Here is a 17616-nt window from a genome sequence, read left to right on the forward strand (position 1 = left end):
ACTTCTTGCCTGCTGGCATGCGAGGCAGCGCAAATCGACAGGAGCGATCATGATCACACATAGTTTGAAGCGCCGAACCCTGTTCGGGGCGGGGGCGGCTGCCTTGGCGGCGCCAAGCCTCTTGGGTGGAATTGCCAATGCTCAGGAAAGTGCAGAAAAGGGCGCTATGACGGATGATGCCGCTTTCAAGTCCTTCAGGCTCGGCACCTTCAAGGTGACGGTGATCAGCGACGGCACGCGCGCCTCGGAAAATCCGCACGAGACCTATGGCACCAATCAGCCGGCCGAGGCCGTCTCCGCGCTGCTCGAACAGAATTTCCTGCCGACCGCCGGTTTGCTCAACGGCTTTTCGCCGGTGCTCGTCGATACCGGGTCGGACATCGTGTTGTTCGACACCGGCCTCGGCGAAGGCGGCCGGGAGGCCGGTACCGGCAAACTCGCCGACGGCATCCGCGCCGCCGGCTATACGCCCGAGCAGGTCTCGGTCGTTGTCATCACCCATATGCACGGCGACCATATCGGCGGCCTCATGGAAGGCGGCAAACCGGTCTTCGCGAACGCCCGCTACGTGACCGGCCAGATCGAATTCGATTTCTGGAAGGATGCGGCCCGCGTCGGCACGCCGGCCGAAAACGGCCACAAGGCGGTGCTTGCCAAGGTCGTGCCGCTGGCGGAAAAGACCAGTTTCATCGCCGACGGTGCCGAGGTGGTATCGGGGATCACTGCCATCGCCGCCTTCGGCCATTCCCCCGGGCACATGATCTACAGGCTCGAATCCGATGGCAAGGCGCTGATCCTGACTGCCGATACGGCCAATCATTACGTCCTGTCGCTGCAGCGGCCGGACTGGGAGGTCCGCTTCGACATGGACAAGGCCGCCGCGGGCGCGACGCGGCGCAAGGTCTTCGACATGATCGCTACCGATCGGCTGCCCTTCATCGGCTATCACATGCCGTTCCCGGCCGTCGGCTTCGTCGAACGGCAGGACCCGGGCTACCGTTTCGTGCCGGCGACCTACCAGTTCGACATTTGAGATCAGGGCTTTGCTGCTCTGCAACAACAAATATGCAGGCCCGGGAGATTTCCGGGCCTTAACTATTTCCATTCTGACATATCCGTGTTACGAGCCCTCGCCAACTTCCAAGACAAGCTTTGAAGTCACCCGGTGGACAAGTCGCTGATCGTCCCCGGGGATTTTCGTATATTCGAAGAGGAACTGGCCATGGCGCGCATCATCGAAACGGCAACCGGTCTGGAGGCTTTGACCTTCGACGACGTCCTGCTCCAGCCGGGGCATTCCGAGGTGATGCCGGGCCAGACGAACATCGCCACCCGCATCGCCCAGGATATCGACCTCAATCTTCCGATCCTTTCGGCGGCCATGGACACGGTCACCGAGGCGCGGCTGGCGATCGCCATGGCCCAGGCCGGCGGCATCGGCGTCATCCACCGCAACCTGACGCCGGCCGAGCAGGCCGAAGAGGTCCGCCAGGTCAAGAAGTTCGAAAGCGGCATGGTCGTCAATCCGGTGACGATCGGCCCGGATGCGACGCTGGCCGACGCGCTGAGCCTGATGAAGGCACACGGCATTTCCGGCATTCCGGTCGTCGAAAACGGCGGCAGCGGCGGCCAGACGCAGGGCCGCCTCGTCGGCATCCTCACCAACCGCGATGTCCGCTTCGCTTCCGAGCCGTCCCAGAAGATCTACGAGCTGATGACCCGGGAGGGCCTGGTCACCGTCAAGGAAAGCGTCGATCAGCAGGAGGCCAAGCGCCTTCTGCACAAGCATCGGATCGAAAAGCTGCTGGTCGTCGATCCTGAAGGGCGCTGTGTCGGCCTGATCACGGTCAAGGACATCGAGAAGTCGCAGCTGAACCCGAACGCCTCCAAGGACTCCCAGGGGCGGCTCCGCGCCGCCGCGGCCGTCAGCGTCGGTGACGACGGCTTCGAGCGCGCCGAGCGGCTGATCGATGCCGGCGTCGACCTGATCGTCGTTGACACCGCCCACGGCCATTCGCAGCGCGTGCTCGACGCGGTCGGGCGTGTGAAAAAATTGTCGAACTCGGTCCGTATCATGGCCGGCAATGTGGCGACGGCGGACGGCACCAAGGCGCTGATCGACGCCGGCGCCGATGCCGTCAAGGTCGGCATCGGTCCGGGCTCCATCTGCACGACGCGCATCGTCGCCGGTGTCGGCGTGCCGCAATTGGCCGCGATCATGGCGGCCGTCGAGGCGGCGCAGGCCTCCGGCATCCCGGTCATCGCCGACGGCGGCATCAAATATTCCGGCGACCTTGCGAAGGCGATCGCCGCCGGTGCGTCGGCCGTCATGGTCGGCTCGCTGCTTGCAGGCACCGAGGAAAGCCCAGGCGAGGTCTTCCTCTACCAGGGCCGCTCGTTCAAGGCCTATCGCGGCATGGGTTCGGTCGGCGCCATGGCGCGCGGCTCGGCCGACCGCTATTTCCAGGCGGAAGTCCGCGACACGCTGAAGCTCGTGCCGGAAGGCATCGAGGGCCAGGTTCCCTATAAAGGGGCCGTTGGCGGTGTCCTGCACCAGCTCGCCGGTGGTCTCAAGGCGTCGATGGGCTATGTCGGCGGCGCCACGATCAAGGAGTATCAGGAGCGCGCCACCTTCGTCCGCATATCCGGCGCCGGCCTTCGCGAAAGCCACGCTCACGACGTGACGATCACCCGCGAGAGCCCGAACTATCCGGGCGCCGCCTGATACCTTCGATGGGACGCCGCCCCGGCGTCCCACGCCCTTGCTCTCCCATCCAGGAATTTGAAGCGGAGCACCGATGACGGGGTTCGAGATATTCTGGCCCGTGGTCGCCCATGTCGCGCTGGTCTACATGCTTTATGCGCTTCTCTCGCTGCGCCGGTCGGCGGTCGTCCGCGCCGGCAAGGCGCAGTCGTCGCAATTTCGCGAGAATCGCCAGGAGCCGAGCGAGAGCCTGGTCGTGCGCAACAGCATTGCCAACCAGTTCGAACTGCCGGTGCTCTTCTATGCCTGCTGCGTCCTCCTTTACATCGCCGAGGCCGACAATCTTCTGGCGGTGGCTCTCGCCTGGCTTTTCGTCGGCTTACGCTACGCGCACGCCCTCGTGCATGTGACCAGCAATCGGCTTCGCCATCGCGGCCCTCTCTTCCTGGCCGGTTTTGTGACGCTCGCGGCCATGTGGACCTGGCTTGCCCTCTGGATGGCAATGAACTGACGATCGCCCGGCATCTGCCGGCTTCAATGTCTCAGTTCTGAGACGATCTCCTCCATCGAACCGCCGCGCCTTGATGCGCGTCAAGGGAGCGCGCCGGATCCCGCACTAGCTTGCGTCCGTCAACGCGCTGCTTTGGCGGAGGGTGATGCGGCGCCGGCGCAATTTCCAATGCCAGCATTCAACATCGGAGGAGATCGATATGGCCGGAACAATGAAAGCCGCAGTCGTGCGCGAATTCGGCAAGCCGCTCGTGATCGAGGATTTGCCCATACCGCAGCCGGGACCGGGCCAGGTCCTCATCAAATACGAGGCCACGGGCGTGTGCCATACCGACCTGCACGCCGCCAAGGGCGACTGGCCGGTGCGACCCAATCCGCCCTTCATTCCCGGCCACGAAGGCGTCGGCTGCGTCGCCAAGCTTGGCGCCGGCGTCACACGGCTGAAGGAGGGCGACCGGGTCGGCGTCCCATGGCTGCACACCGCCTGCGGCTGCTGCACGCCATGCCGCACCGGGTGGGAAACGCTGTGCGGCAGCCAGCAGAATACCGGCTATTCGGTCGACGGCACCTTTGCCCAGTACGGCCTGGCGGATCCGAATTTCGTCGGCCGGCTGCCCGCCAAGCTGGAGTTCGGTCCGGCTGCGCCGCTGCTCTGCGCCGGCGTCACCGTCTACAAGGGCCTGAAGGAGACGGAGGCGAAGCCTGGTGAATGGGTCTTGATCTCCGGCATCGGCGGTCTCGGCCACATGGGCGTGCAATATGCCAAGGCCATGGGCATGCATGTCGCCGCGGCCGACATCTTCCCCGACAAGATCGCGCTCGCCGAGAAGCTCGGCGCCGACCTCGTCATCGATGCAAGGGCGGCTGACGCTATCGAGCAGGTGCAGAAGCGGACCGGCGGCGTCCACGGAGCGCTGGTCACGGCGGTCTCGCCAAAGGCGATGGAGCAGGCCTACCGTATGCTGCGTTCGAAGGGCACCATGGCGCTCGTCGGTTTGCCGCCGAGCCAGATCTGCCTGCCGGTCTTCGATACGGTGCTGAAGCGTATCACGGTGCGGGGCTCAATCGTGGGTACGCGCCAGGATCTGGAGGAAGCTTTGGAATTTGCCGGCGAGGGCAAGGTCGCAGCCCACTTCTCCTGGGACAAGATAGAGAACATCAACGCCATCTTCGAGCGTATGGAAGAAGGCAAGATCGACGGCCGCATCGTTCTCGACCTGAGTTGAGGCATCGATCACGGCAAGTAACGCAGTTTTGACGTGTGTGCACCGCCCCTTGACCTATCCTGTCGAGGGGCGGCTTGCCATTGCTCTGTCGCCTGCGGAAACCTGCTGATGGAGAGCGTCATGAACAAGCCTGTGATCACTCAGGCGATGGTCGATGCCTATGACGAATACACGCATCTGACCCTGGATCGCCGCCGCTTCATGGAGAGGCTGACGACGCTCGCCGGTTCGGCGGCGGGGGGGGGCGCGGCCGCCGCGATCGCGCCGATGCTGGCCGCCAACAGCGCCAAGGCCGAAATGATTGCTGCGACGGACGAGCGGCTCAAAGGGGAGGACGTTACCTATCCAGGTGCAGATGGCGAGATGAAGGGCTACCTGGTCAGGCCGGCCAATGCGTCGGGCAAGCTTCCGGCGGTCATCGTCATCCATGAAAATCGCGGCCTCAATCCGCACATCAAGGACGTCGCGCGGCGTGTCGCCCTCGACGGATTTGTCGCGCTCGCCCCGGATTTCCTCTCGCCCGACGGCGGAACGCCGAGCGACGAGGACAAGGCGCGCGAGATGATCGGTGCGCTCGACGCGGGCAAGACCAATTCCAATGCGGTGGCGACCGTGACCTTCCTCAAGGGGCACCCGGAAAGCACCGGCAATGTCGGCGCGATCGGCTTCTGCTGGGGCGGCGGCATGGTCAATCGCCTTGCCGTGAATTCTGCGGACCTCAAGGCCGGCGTCGCCTACTATGGCGCTCAACCGAAGGCCGAGGACGTGGCGAAGATCAAGGCCGCGATGCTTCTCCACTATGCCGGGCTCGACGAGCGCATCAACGCCGGCATCGAGGCCTACCGCAAGGCGCTGACGGAGAACGGCAAGGACGCCACGATCTATGTCTATGACGGCGTCAACCATGCCTTCAACAACGACACCTCGGCGGCTCGCTACGACAAGGCCGCCGCCGACCTCGCCTGGGGACGGACCATCGAGTTCCTGAAGACGAAGCTCGCCTGACGTAGCGCCGAAGTTCGGGGCAGGGGATCGCTGTGCGTTCCTCTATCCCGAGGTGGATGCCTCCCCGGATATCGCGCGGGCACAGTCGACGATCGCTTCTGCCAGCGCGTCCATGTCGCGCCGGCGCGGATTGCTGCGGCGCCAGACGAGGCCGATCTCGCGGGCGGGCTCGGGGGCTGCAAAGGGCACGATGCGGATGGCATTGCGCGCCGCTTCACTCGGAACGGCGATCTCTGGAATGAGCGTCATGCCCATGCCGTTCGCCACCATCTGCAGGAGCGTCGCCATGGAGGTGGCACCGAAGCTCATCAATTGCCGCTTTCCTGCGGTGCTGCAGACGGCTAGCGCCTGATCGCGCAGGCAATGGCCCTCTTCCAGCAAGAGGAGTTGCGATATATCGACCTGCTCCTCGGTCAGGGGCGACATCAGCACGTTCCGGTCGTTGTCTGCCACCGCCATGAAGAACCGGTCCGAGAACAGTGCACGCGTGGCGATGCCGTCCGCGTCGATCGGCAGCGCGGCGACCACCGCGTCGAGCCGGCCGTCGCCAAGATCGGCGACCAGCCTGTCGGTCAGCGATTCCTTGAGCTCGATTTCGATCTCTGCATATCGCCGACGCAGATAGGGAATGAGCTTAGGCACGAGATAGGGCGCCAGAGTCGGGATGACGCCAAGGCGGATGCGCCCCTCGAGCGTTCCCGAATTCGCCCGGACGCTCTCCTCCAACCTGTCGACATCGGCCAGGATCACCCGGACCCGCGCCAGCACGTCTTCGCCCTTGCCGGTCAAAAACACGCCGCCGCGGCTTCTCTCGACGAGTTTGACCCCGAGATGCTCTTCCATTTCCATGATCTGTGCCGAAAGGGCGGGCTGGCTGACATGGGCGAGCTCGGCCGCTCGGCCGAAATGCCGGGCCGTCGCGAGGGCATCAAAATAGCGCATCTGTCGAAGCGTCAGCATGATAGGAAACGCCTATCGAACAACCGCTCGAATTTCAATCGTGGATTATCGTAGCGGGGCACGGGGATAGGTTGCCGGAAAGGGCGAAGGGCCACGTCTCGGAAGAGTCGCGGCCCTCGTCGCCTTGCCTGTGAAGCGGCTCACCAGCCGGGCAGCATATGGCTCTGCCTGAGACGCGGATAGCGCGGATAGCCCTTGATGTCGTTGTCGAGGTCGTCGTTGACCGCGATCGGGGTGATGTTGTCGAGGCAGGCGGTGATGTGGTTGGTGATCGCGTTCGAGAGCGACGGCGACAGGCCGGGCCGCTTCATGATGCCGATCTGCACGGGCGCGAGCGCCGGGAACCCGTCGGCGAGCGTCAGCACCTTCATGCCCGGACGAAGGGCCGATTCCGGCAGCACCGAGACGGCCATTCCGGCGAGCACGGCGGCGGCGACGACCGTCGACGACCAGCTTGTGAACAGGATCTGATACTCCCGGCCGGTCGCATCGAGAGCGGCACAGGCCGCTTGGCGCCAAATGCAGTCGCGGCGTCCGACGGCGAGCGGGATCGGCGCGTTTTCCGGTAGCGGGTGATTGATCGAACTGACCCAGCAAAGCGGTTCGGTCCTGACCACGTCGGATGCCCGCACCCGCGGATTGTGCGTGACGAGTGCGATGTCGAGGTCGCCCTTTGCCATCTTCTCTGCGAGATCGGCGGAGGGCTCGCACACGATGTAAAGCTCGACATTCGGATGCGTCTTTGCAAACCGAACGATGATCTCGGGCATGTAGCGGTCGGCATAGTCGTCGGGCGTGCCGATCCGGAGCGTGCCTTCGAGCCTGTTATCGTCGAAGGAGGCGATCGCCTCGTTGTTCAGGCGGAGCATCCGCCGGGCGAAATTCAAAAGCCTGTCGCCCTCGACGGTCAGCCGGTTGCCGCGCCCGTCCTTCATGAACAGCGGCTTGCCGATGCGTTCCTCCAGCCGGCGCATCTGCATCGACACCGCCGACTGAGTCTTGAAGACGCGATCGGCCGCCTTGGTGAAGCTGCCCGTATCGGCGATGGCGACGAAGGTTTGCAACTGATCGATATCGAGCGGTGCGGACATGGCCGAATACCCATAAAATTGTTTGATGAATATCATTAGAAACATTCGTTGGACTGATCAATAAGGATTTGCGATTCATAGCGTGCAAAATCACGTCAATCCTCCCGGCGACGTCACCGCCGATCAACCAAACCGTTCCTGCTTGCCCCTGCGTAACCTCCCACGCAGGGAGTGGGCCTCTTCGTGCCTGAAAAAGGAGTTCCGCCATGCGCACGACCGAACACGCCCTCGATCTCGACCTCGCTGCCGGCAAGCCGTCGCTTGCGTCCCCCACAGCAGGCGCAATCGGCGTGCTGACGGCTGTCTGGCGCCTGTACCGAAACCGCTGCCAGATTGCGCGTCTCCACGATCTCGACGACCGGCAACTGCTCGACATGGGTCTGAAACGCGAAGACCTGCGCGAGGCCATGACCTCGTCCTTCTTCGAGAACCCGGGCAGTTCCCTGACGCGCGCGTCGCGAAACCGGGCGAACCTTTTCTACAAGGGTGTTCGCCACGATTGATCCCCTGGCGCATCCCGCCGCCCTCTGCATGGTTCCTGAAATCGATCCGATTGAAGGGCAAAATCATGCAGCCCTCAAAGGGATGCGCCATTTACGGCATGATCCCGCGAAAACATGCCGCCATCGCGCGGATCATGCCGCGAAATTCGAGCTACGGTGACAATGACTCACCGATCCGTTCCCCGCAGGGTATGAGCCAATAGACCCTGCCGCTTGCCCGGTACATGCCAAGACATGTACCGGGCATTTTTCATTGTCTGTAAGGAAATGCGAACCAAAGGGAGGATGGCCCTTGCCGCTCAACCGCCTGTCGGCACCTTCCCGCAGGCGAGGAGAAGGCCGGCACGAGCGGCAAATTCTGCCGCCTCAGCCTTTGCCATCGGAGGCGCTCTTATAGCCTTCGAACAGCGCGTCGACGTTCTTCTGATATTCCTTCTGCATCTCCAGGCCGCTATCGAACATCTTGTTCATCATCTGCGAGAACTGGGCGAAGGCGGGGTTTTCCTGGGGCGGGTTGTCGGTCGCCCTACTGCCGCTTCCCATCGCGTCCTGAAATGCCTTTACGAATGGATTGTCAGCGAAGAAATCCGGTGCTTTCGGTTTCTCCTGCGTTTGCCCCGCGCGGAAGAACCCTTGCATTGCCTGGGTGAAGGGGTTGTCGAACGGGTTCGGCTGGGGTTCGGGCTTCTTGGCGAGGCCGGTCGCCTCCATCCATTGCCGCATCAGCGTCATCATCGGATTGTTGGCGAGCGCTTCGTTGACCTGGCTGGTGGTCTCCTTGAAAAGGCCGCCCATCAGGGTGCTCGCCATCACCGGCAACATCTGCTTGTAGACTTCCTGGCCGATGCCGGTCATCTGCGCCGCCTGCGCCGCAATCGCCCGCGACATCTCCTTGGAGCCGAAGATCTGCCCGAGGATATCGTTGCCGTCTGCTACACCCTGCGGCGTGAAGGCCTGCCGCATGTCCTCGAAATACTTTACATAATTGCCGGTCGAGAGTGCTGTCAGCAGCGCTCCGAAATCATAGGGATTGGCGGTGTTGCGCTTGAAGCCCGTAGAGAAGGCGGGCAACAGGGCCGCCGTCGCCTTGGCCATCTGCTCCTGGGCCAGACCGAACTGCTTCGCCATCAGTTCGATCGCCTGGCCGTTCTGCGCTTGTGCGAACATGTCAAAAAGCGGTGCCATGGCAATTTCCTTCCCGGGCGAGCGACGCATGTCATTGCACTATAACGGGAATCGAAGGGCTGGAAACCGCTTTTTGTTGGGCGCGCGAGGTGTTCCGCTGCTTACAGCGCCGCATGCCCTTCAGACGCGCAAAGGACACTGCAGCATTTTGAATCTACGCATCGTGCATTCCGAAAATCGATGCCGATTTTTGGGCCGATGCGCTAAAGCGCCGCGCGTTCGTTTGAACGTGCAAAGGACGCTCTAGCACCTTGAATCTAGGCCATCTTTTCTGCTTTCAGTGACTCTACTTGAAAGCACGATGCTCTAGTACTGGTATTCCGTGAAGACCGGGTCGACGGAACGGTCCCAGCGGCCGTTATAAAGCGCCAGCAGGTCCTCGGCGAGCGTCGCCTTCTTTGCCAGCACCTCGTCGAGCGGCTCCAGGAAGTGGCTCTCGTCTATGCCGTCGCCATTCAAGCGGTTGCGCCGTTTCAGACCGGCGCGGGAAATTGCCAGCACCTCGCGGGCGACGTCGAGAAGCGACGCCGTTCTGAACTTGGCGGCCAGCCCCTCGCTGGGAACCGCGTCCCTGAGAGCCTGAACCTCCTCGTAGCTCCAGTCCCGGGTAAGGGCCGCCGCATCCGCCAACGCCTGGTCGTCATAGAGCAGCCCGACCCAGAAGGCGGGCAGCGCACAGATCCGCCGCCAGGGTCCGCCGTCGGCGCCGCGCATCTCGAGGAAGCGCTTCAGCCGGACATCGGGGAAGAGGGTCGAGAGATGATTGGTCCAGTCGCCCATGGTGGGCTGCCACTCGGCGATCTCACCCTTCAGCGCCCCGTTCATGAACTGGCGGAAGGTCACATGGGTGCAGTCATGGTAGTGGCCGTCGCGCACGACGAAATACATCGGCACGTCGAGTGCCCATTCGACGTAGTCGGCGAAGCCGAAGTCCTGCCTGAAGCTCGCGGGCAGCAGGCCGGCACGGCGGTTGTCGGTGTCGCGCCAGATCTCTCCACGCCACGATAGGAGCCCGTTCGGCTTGCCGTCGGTGAAAGGTGAACTGGCGAAGAGGGCGGTGGCGAGCGATTGCAGTTTCATCGAAACCTGCATCTTGCTCCGCATGTCCTCCTCGGAGGAGAAGTCGAGATTCACCTGGATCGTGCAGGTGCGATACATCATGTCGAGACCCTTGGTCCCGACCTTGGGCATGTAGCGCGTCATGATCGCGTAGCGCGACTTCGGCATGCGCGGCGTCTCTTCGAACGTCCATTTCGGGCTGCCGCCGATGCCGAGGAAGCGGATACCGAGCGGCTCGGCGATTTCGCGAAGCACGGCCAGGTGCTGGTTCGATTCCTTGCAGGTCTGATGCAGGTTCTCGAGCGGCGCACCGGAAAGCTCGAATTGACCGCCGGGTTCCAGGGATATCGCGCCGTTGCCGTCGCGTTCGGCAAGGCCAATGATATTGCCCTCGTCGACGATCGGCTCCCAGCCGTTCCGTTCGGCCATGCCTTTCAAAAGCGCCTGGATGCTGGCTTCGCCGAAATAGGGCACCGGACTGTTGTCCGCCTTGAAGAAGGCGAATTTCTCGTGCTCCGTGCCGATCCGAAATCTCTCCTTCGGCTTCGATCCGGACGCGAGATAGGCGGTCAGGTCGGCAACGGAGGTGACCGGCGTCTGGTCGGTGGTGTCTCGGGCCATATTCGTCTTCTTCACATGTGCGGGATCCCGCCAGCAGCAGGATTGGATGGAGGGTGCTTGAACCGTAATCAAGTGCGGTGCAAGTCAATTTCTTTCAAGATGCCCTCAAAAAAACTCTGTGCCCGTGCCGCTGCCGATCGATGGCTTCATCGCCAGTCGCCAAGCGTCGCCTGAATGACCGCCAGCGCGGCCACCGCCGCCGTATCGGCGCGCAGGATGCGCGGGCCGAGCGGGATCGCCGTGACGAAATCGAGGCTGCGCAGCAGCACGCGCTCGGCTTCCGAGAAGCCGCCTTCCGGACCGATCAGCAGGGCGAGCCTGCGTTCGTTGATCTTATCGAGGACCGGCAGCGGATTCTGGCTCTCGTTGCCCTCGTCGCAGAAGATGATGCGCCGATCGCGCGGCCAGTCCGCCAAAAGCTCCTCGAGTTTTCGCGGCGCTTCCACCGAAGGAATGCCGAGAACGCCGCATTGTTCTGCGGCCTCGACCACATTGGCGCGAAGGCGGTCGAGATTGCCGAGCTTGCCTTGCACATGCTGCGTCATCACCGGCTGCAGAGCGCCGGCGCCCATCTCGACGGCCTTTTGCACAAGATAATCGAGCCGCCCCGACTTGAGCGGGGCAAACAGATAGACGAGGTCTGAGGCAGCCGGCTGCGGACGCGTCTGCTCGCTTGCCGTCAGCACCAGGTGCTTTCGGGTTGGCCTGGACAGTTCCGCACGCCATTCGCCGTCTCGCCCGTTGAAGGCCAGGATCGACGAGCCCTCGTCAAAGCGCAGCACATTGACGAGATAGTTGAACTGCTCCCTCGTCGCCTCGTGCGTAGCTCCGGTGTGAAGGGGGCTATCGATGAACAGGCGTTGCATGCGGAAATTGGCGCGCATTCGACTTTACTCACAGAAACAGGCCGGCGAGGAGACGATAGACGAGCGCCGAGAGCAGTGCGGAAGCCGGAAGCGTGACGACCCAGGCGGCGACGATCGACAGGAAATAGGAGCGCCGCACCAGCCGGCGGCGGCGCACCTCGGCGAAATTCGTTTCGATGGCCTCGACCATGAAGTCGCTTTTCCCGGTCTTTCGCCGGACATAGTCGAGCCGGCGCTGCGAATGGCGCGTGTACCATTCGCGGAAGAAGCCGACGCCGAAGACGGCGCCGACCGCGGTATGGGTGGAACTGATCGGCACGCCCAGCGCCGATGCCAGCAGCACGGTGACCGCCGTTGCCAGCGCCACACAGAAGGCGCGCATCGGATTGAGGCGGGTGATCTCCTCGCCGACGACGCGGATCAGGATCGGGCCATAGAGAAGCAGACCGATGGAAATGCCGAGAGCGCCGATGGTGAGCACCCAGAAGGGTGCTTCCGAACGCGCCGTCGATAGGGTGCCGCCCACGGCCGAGACGATCGCCGACAGCGGCCCGATGGCGTTCGACACGTCATTGGCGCCGTGCGCGAAGGAAAGCAGCGCGGCGGAGAAGATGAGCGGCAGGCGAAACAGCCTGCGAAGCGACTGGTTGCGGTTATCGAGCCCCTCGGACTGGCGGCGAATCCATGGCTTGCACAGTCCGTAACAGGCAATGCCGGCGAGGACGCCGATGATGAGGGCCGTCCAGAGCGAAATCAACTGCAGATGGACAAGCCCGAACACCGCAACATAGGCGGTGAAGGAGCCTGCCGTGACGCCGAGCACGATCGGCATCCAAAACCGCGCCGCCTCGATCTTGTCGTCGCGGTAGATGATGAATTCCTTGAGAAATGCCAGGAAAAGGGCGGCAACGGCGCCGCCGAGCAGCGGGGAGACGGACCAGCTCGCGGTGATTCCGGCGATCGTCCACCATTTGACGCCGGCGAGACCCTCGGCCGCCACGCCGGCACCGATGATGCCGCCGACGATCGAATGGGTGGTCGAGACCGGCGCGCGCGCGTAGGTGGCGACGTTGATCCAGACGGCCGAGGACAGCAGCGCTGCCATCATCACCCAGACCAGCGCGTCAAGGCTGACCAGCCGGGCGCCGTCGACGAGACCGGCCTCGATGGTGAGCGTCACCCTGCGCCCGGCGATCACCGCCCCGGCAATTTCGAAGACGGCGGCAATACCGAGCGCCGTCGCCATCGTCATGGCCTTCGCGCCGACCGCGGCTCCGACGTTGTTCGTGACATCGTTGGCGCCGATGTTCATCGCCATGTAGGCAGCTACCGCGGCCCCGGCGACGACAATGGCGGAGCCGGACGCGCCTGTGAAATAGCTGGCGGCGAATGCCATGCTGAGGATCAGGAACAGCAGACCGAGCCCGGGGGCGGCAAGCCGGCGCATGACATATTGCGATGCCTCTTCGGCAAGGCTGACCTTGTCGAGATCCTTGTCGAGCGTCAGCTTTTCGAGGCGCGGCCTGGCCACAAATATTTCTCCATTGTCATATTCGCCAGTAGCGGTCCGCGACGGCACATTCAAGCAGTGTTGGAAAAATTGACGACGATAAGGCGGAGCGGGCGGGCTTGAACCGCCGCTTCGTCAGTCTGCCGAGGTCACGGGCTCCGGCTGGTGGGCGACCGCCATCCGCTTGCCGAAGCCAAGGATGAGCTCCTTCAGCGACGGTTCGACGACGCGCCTGGCCGCCTCTTCGTAGTCGACCCATTCGAGCTTCCGCTCACCCTTCTCTGGGAAATTCTTGCACAGACTGTCGACTTCGAGGGCGTGGACCTGAACCTTGCAGGGAATCTTCAGCCCATGGTCCATGCGTTTCTTGTAGACATAGGAGCCGGCCGCGGCCTTCTGCACCTTCCCCTTCACGCCGGCCTCTTCATAGGCCTCGCGTTCGGCGACTTCATACGCCCGCTTGCCCTGCATCGGCCATCCCTTGGGAATGACCCAACGGCCCGTGTCGCGACTGGTGAGCAGCAGGATTTCCGGAGACCTCGACTTCTTGCGGATGCGGTAGCACAGCGCGGCATATTGCATGCGCGCCGGTCGACGCAGCATCAAATGCACGTCAGAAGCTAGCCGGTGCAAGAGGTTCAAGGGGTTCAGGACTCCTGTACGAATCACATTCAAAATCAGCTATTCGAGATTATGGCGCGTCTGACTTGCGTGTAAATGACGTCCGTCGATCAATAACTGATAAGAAGCGTTGCGGTTCCGTGAGCAAAACCGTCGCTGCATGAATACATGTAATGCTTCCGAGTGCCGCTTGCCAGGAAACGACATTGTGGGTCGTATTCATTGCTAATCGTGGTCGAGGAAGCCTGCGGCGGGCCGGCGCCTGGAGGAATGTCTAGAATCCGGCCCCATTACGCTGCTTGAGGCGTAGCCGGGCGATGCGGGCCCACTCGCCGCTGCGCTCCGCCTCGCGTGCCGCGGCGGCAACGAAGTCGATATGGCTCTGTGCGGCCGCCTTGGCGGCCTTCGGGTCTCGCGCCATGATCGCGGCGTAGATCGCCTCGTGCTGTGAAAGCAGCCGGTCGCGCGCACCCGGTGCGCCGAAGACCGAGCTGCGATGAAAGAAGATGCCCTGGGTCAAGAGGCGGTAGCAGGCTCTCAGCGTATGCAGCAGAATGATGTTGTGGGCGCTTTCGCCGATCGTATGGTGCAACTCGATGTCCGCTTCGAGCTCGTCGTCGAAGTCGCCGCGGCGGTGTGCCTCGCGCATGCGCTCGATGACACGGGTGAGAAGATCGCGATCGTAGTCCGTGGCGCGCGTCGCGGCAAGTTCCGCCGTCAGGCCCTCCAGTTCGCGCCGGTATTCGAGATAATCCTGGGTCGCCTTGTGGTGACGACCGATGAGCTCGATCAGTGGTTTCGAAAAGATCTGACCGACGACGTCGGCGACAAAGGTGCCCCCGCCGTGGCGGCTCTCGACCAGGCCGCGCGCTTCCAGCTCCTTGAGCGCCTCGCGCAGGATGGGCCGCGACACGTCGAGCCTCTTCGAAAGGTCCCGCTCGCCCGGCAGCCGGTCGCCGTCACGCAGTACACCCTCGAGGATCAGCAGCTCGATCTGCTGGACGACCTCGTCCGCCGTGCGGCTGTGGCTGATCCGCGCGTAGAGGTCGCTCTGGTCTTCGGTCACGGCAAATCTCCCGCGGATCTGTTTCCGCCATCGGCGGCAATCTAGCAGGCCCGATCAAGTGGTCAAATTGATTGTCCACTCGAGTATGTTTCCTTGAATCGGAGTCGATTTAAGGAAGCATGCGGCAGTTCAAAGTGCTAAGCGACCTTTGCGCGTCTGATAGACGCGCAGCGCTGTAGGCGGCCGGGCGCTGACAAAAGTCAAACTGCGTCAATGCGTCCTGTTCAATTTGCGCCGTTGATTGATAAGAAAACGGTGATGGACGCGCGAGGGGGATGAAGCGCTCATGGCGAAAGCAAGTTTTGGATTTCCAGCAGCGCCCCTGCGTGCCCAGGTGCTCGGCGAAGTTCATTCTCGGCCCTATGCGCTGGTGACGACGCCGCGCGTCATCTTTCAGCTCGCCTTCATCACCGAGGGCGGCTCGATCGTCGACCATGCCGTCCTCTCCGAACTGTCGCGCTCGCGCGGCATCGCACCGCCCGGCCGCGACGCCAATCACCACGCCATGCCCTGGGGACAGGGGACATTGCGCTGGGAGCGGCACACCGAGTTCTCCACCTATTTTTGGGATGCGCCGGCGCCAGAGCTGTTCGGCGGCGAAGTGCCGATCCATCCTTTTGGCGACGGCTTCTCTCCGCCCGGCCTGTTGATCGCCGGCATCCGTCTCGAAATCCGTCCGGATACGCCGGAAACGCGCGAGGCGATCAAGGCCTTCGATCCGACGAGCCTCTGTTACAGCGAAACGAAGAACGGCCAGGCGGTGCTCCTCACCGACTTCCGCCAGAACGGCGATGGGCTTACCCAGATTCTCATCATCGACCGCGGCATGACGGAAGCTGGAACCGGTGCGCTCGTGCAGCGCCTGCTCGACATCGAGACCTATCGCACGCTGGCCATGTTGGGCCTGCCGCTGGCGCAATCGCTGTCGTCCGAAATCCGCCGGACCGAGGATGGCCTGACCGGCGTGACCCAGCGAATGAAGGCGAACGTGCGCGAGGAGGCGGACGACCTCTTGGCGGAAATCACCCGCCTTGCCTCCGACCTCGAGGCCGGCGCCGCCTTGAGCCTCTATCGCTTCGGGGCGAGCCGCGCCTATTACGGCATCGTCCAGGAACGCATCCGCACGCTCTCGGAAATGCCGGTGCCCGGTTACGAGACGATCGGCACCTTTCTCGAACGCAGGCTGGCGCCGGCAATGCGTACCTGTCAGTCGATCGAGGAACGGCAGGCAAACCTGTCGCGCAAGCTTGCCCGCGCGACAGCGCTGCTCAGAAGCTGGATCGATGTCGAGCTCGAGCGGCAGAACGGCGCTCTGCTGAATTCGATGGATCGCCGGGCGAAACTGCAATTGCGGTTGCAGCAGACCGTCGAAGGCTTGTCGGTCGCCGCCATCTCTTACTACGTCGTCGGGCTGTTCGGTTATCTCGCCAAGGCCGTCAGCCACGAGATCCCGATCGACCCCGGAGTCCTGACCGGCCTTGCCGTCCCTTTCGCGGTTCTGGGCGTCTGGCTCATCGTCCGGCGCATCCGCCGCCATCACGAGGAAGCTGAGCATAAATAGCGGCTGCTGACGTTTTCGTGGGTCATTGCTCCCAATAGGGGACGGGGCCGTAAAGTGCGGCGAGATAGTCGATGAACAGCCGCACCTTGGCTGGCAGGAATTGCCGGCTCGGATAGACCGCCGAGAGCGTCAGCTTGTGTGATCCTTCCCATTCCGGCAGCACCTGGACTAGCCGTCCGTCGCGCAATTCCGTGCCGATGTCCCAGGTTGAGCGGAGCGCAATGCCCGCCCCGGCGATCACGGCCTCGCGGATGATCTCCGACGAATTGGTAACCAGCGGCCCTTCCGGACGATAGGAAAGCGCGCCGCCCGGACCTTCCAGCTTCCAATTGTCGTTGTTGTGCGCCGGCAGGCAGATGTGGTCCGCGAGGTCACCGATCTCCTGCGGGGCGCCGTGAAGGGCGATGTAGCTCGGTGCGGCGCAGAGAAGGCGACGGACCGGCGTGAGCTTGCGGGCGACGAGGCTCGAATCGGTGAGTTCGCCGATCCGGATAGCGAGGTCGAAGCCGTCAGCGACGATGTCGCTGAATTCGTCGCTGAGCACGATGTGGAGCTTCAGATCCGGATGATCCTTCATGAAGCCGGTCAGGTGCGGCGCGATATGCATGCGGCCGAAGGAGGTCGGTGCCGTGATGCGCAGCGTTCCCTGAGCCTGCGACGAACGCCCCGAAGCGTAGGCCTCCGCCTCCTCTATGCCGGCGAGGACGCCGAGGACGCGGTCATAGAAGCCCTGTCCGGCTTCCGTCAGGGAGACCTGTCTCGTCGTACGTTGCAAAAGGCGCGTGCCGAGCCTCTCCTCGAGCCGCTTGACACGCTTGGAGATCACCGCCGCGGAGAGGCCGAGCGCGCGACCCGCCGCCGACATGCTGCCGCTGGAGACCACGCGCGCGAACACTTCGAGATCACCGAGATTTGTCATCAATCCTGACCATTTTTTCCGATAAGGAAAAGATGAATAGCAGTTGCCGAATGTCAGTCATAGTGCATTCGGCTTTCACAAAGTCGACAAGATGCTCTAAGATTCAGAGGCATAAACGTGATCGATTCTAAGAGCTTGGGACGCGGGGAAACGGGAAACCGCCTGTGCTTTTCCCCATTCCGCTCTGAAGCGCCATGGCGCATTGGTTG

The 17616-nt window shown here is 63.0% G+C and carries 16 protein-coding genes; 7 read left to right on the plus strand and 9 right to left on the minus strand.

Annotated elements, in window-relative coordinates:
- Positions 1-49 precede the first annotated feature (49 nt).
- From RHIBR816_RS0122645 to RHIBR816_RS0122665, 5 genes are all read left to right on the plus strand, one after another.
- Positions 50-1033: an MBL fold metallo-hydrolase gene (locus tag RHIBR816_RS0122645; protein WP_026187323.1), complete on the plus strand. Its 984-nt coding sequence runs from the start codon at positions 50-52 to the stop codon at positions 1031-1033.
- A 189-nt stretch (positions 1034-1222) separates the two neighbouring features.
- A complete protein-coding gene (gene guaB / locus RHIBR816_RS0122650; protein WP_026187324.1) occupies positions 1223-2725 on the plus strand; it encodes an IMP dehydrogenase in 1503 nt (500 codons plus the stop codon).
- A 73-nt stretch (positions 2726-2798) separates the two neighbouring features.
- Entirely contained in the window at positions 2799-3215 is a 417-nt protein-coding gene (locus RHIBR816_RS0122655) for an MAPEG family protein (RefSeq protein ID WP_018238886.1), read from the plus strand.
- A gap of 199 nt (positions 3216-3414) precedes the next feature.
- Positions 3415-4440 (plus strand): alcohol dehydrogenase AdhP, encoded by a 1026-nt coding sequence (adhP, locus tag RHIBR816_RS0122660; RefSeq protein WP_018238887.1) that lies wholly within the window; start codon positions 3415-3417, stop codon positions 4438-4440.
- Positions 4441-4560: 120 nt separating this feature from the next.
- The gene (locus tag RHIBR816_RS0122665) at positions 4561-5445 is read left to right on the plus strand and encodes a dienelactone hydrolase family protein (RefSeq protein WP_026187325.1); all 885 of its coding nucleotides are present in this window, start codon (positions 4561-4563) and stop codon (positions 5443-5445) included.
- Positions 5446-5487: 42 nt separating this feature from the next.
- Here RHIBR816_RS0122665 and oxyR read toward each other — a convergent pair whose 3' ends face one another.
- Together oxyR and RHIBR816_RS0122675 are read right to left on the minus strand one after the other, a co-directional pair.
- On the minus strand, positions 5488-6405 hold the full coding sequence (gene oxyR, locus RHIBR816_RS0122670; RefSeq protein ID WP_018238889.1) for a hydrogen peroxide-inducible genes activator OxyR: 918 nt from the start codon (positions 6403-6405) through the stop codon (positions 5488-5490).
- 140 nt (positions 6406-6545) lie between these two features.
- Positions 6546-7496: a LysR substrate-binding domain-containing protein gene (locus RHIBR816_RS0122675; RefSeq protein ID WP_026187326.1), complete on the minus strand. Its 951-nt coding sequence runs from the start codon at positions 7494-7496 to the stop codon at positions 6546-6548.
- Positions 7497-7702: 206 nt separating this feature from the next.
- On the opposite strand from RHIBR816_RS0122675, the gene RHIBR816_RS0122680 reads away from it, so the two are divergent.
- The gene (locus tag RHIBR816_RS0122680; RefSeq protein ID WP_018238891.1) at positions 7703-7999 is read left to right on the plus strand and encodes a DUF1127 domain-containing protein; all 297 of its coding nucleotides are present in this window, start codon (positions 7703-7705) and stop codon (positions 7997-7999) included.
- A 366-nt stretch (positions 8000-8365) separates the two neighbouring features.
- Here RHIBR816_RS0122680 and RHIBR816_RS0122685 read toward each other — a convergent pair whose 3' ends face one another.
- The 6 genes from RHIBR816_RS0122685 to RHIBR816_RS0122710 all read right to left on the minus strand — a co-directional run bounded on the left by RHIBR816_RS0122685 (position 8366) and on the right by RHIBR816_RS0122710 (position 14927).
- Positions 8366-9184: a DUF937 domain-containing protein gene (locus RHIBR816_RS0122685; protein ID WP_018238892.1), complete on the minus strand. Its 819-nt coding sequence runs from the start codon at positions 9182-9184 to the stop codon at positions 8366-8368.
- Positions 9185-9490: 306 nt separating this feature from the next.
- Positions 9491-10864 (minus strand): glutamate--cysteine ligase, encoded by a 1374-nt coding sequence (locus RHIBR816_RS0122690; RefSeq protein ID WP_018238893.1) that lies wholly within the window; start codon positions 10862-10864, stop codon positions 9491-9493.
- A gap of 146 nt (positions 10865-11010) precedes the next feature.
- Positions 11011-11748 carry a 16S rRNA (uracil(1498)-N(3))-methyltransferase gene (locus RHIBR816_RS0122695; protein ID WP_018238894.1) on the minus strand — a complete coding sequence of 246 codons (738 nt, stop codon included), beginning with the start codon at positions 11746-11748 and terminating at the stop codon, positions 11011-11013.
- A 10-nt stretch (positions 11749-11758) separates the two neighbouring features.
- Positions 11759-13261, minus strand: coding sequence for an inorganic phosphate transporter (locus RHIBR816_RS0122700; RefSeq protein WP_018238895.1), 1503 nt, complete (start codon positions 13259-13261; stop codon positions 11759-11761).
- Between the two features lie 114 nt (positions 13262-13375).
- On the minus strand, positions 13376-13882 hold the full coding sequence (locus RHIBR816_RS0122705) for an NUDIX hydrolase (protein ID WP_026187327.1): 507 nt from the start codon (positions 13880-13882) through the stop codon (positions 13376-13378).
- Between the two features lie 253 nt (positions 13883-14135).
- The gene (locus tag RHIBR816_RS0122710) at positions 14136-14927 is read right to left on the minus strand and encodes a FadR/GntR family transcriptional regulator (RefSeq protein WP_018238897.1); all 792 of its coding nucleotides are present in this window, start codon (positions 14925-14927) and stop codon (positions 14136-14138) included.
- A 286-nt stretch (positions 14928-15213) separates the two neighbouring features.
- Between RHIBR816_RS0122710 and RHIBR816_RS0122715 the strand changes: the two genes are divergently transcribed.
- Complete coding sequence (locus RHIBR816_RS0122715; RefSeq protein ID WP_018238898.1) at positions 15214-16488, plus strand: DUF3422 family protein; 1275 nt, start codon at positions 15214-15216, stop codon at positions 16486-16488.
- A 22-nt stretch (positions 16489-16510) separates the two neighbouring features.
- Here the strand turns inward: RHIBR816_RS0122715 and RHIBR816_RS0122720 are convergent, their stop codons facing one another.
- Positions 16511-17407: a LysR family transcriptional regulator gene (locus tag RHIBR816_RS0122720; RefSeq protein WP_018238899.1), complete on the minus strand. Its 897-nt coding sequence runs from the start codon at positions 17405-17407 to the stop codon at positions 16511-16513.
- Positions 17408-17616: the final 209 nt, after the last annotated feature.

This window comes from Ensifer sp. BR816, from assembly GCF_000378985.1.
In the GTDB taxonomy this organism is placed as follows: Bacteria; Pseudomonadota; Alphaproteobacteria; order Rhizobiales; family Rhizobiaceae; genus Sinorhizobium.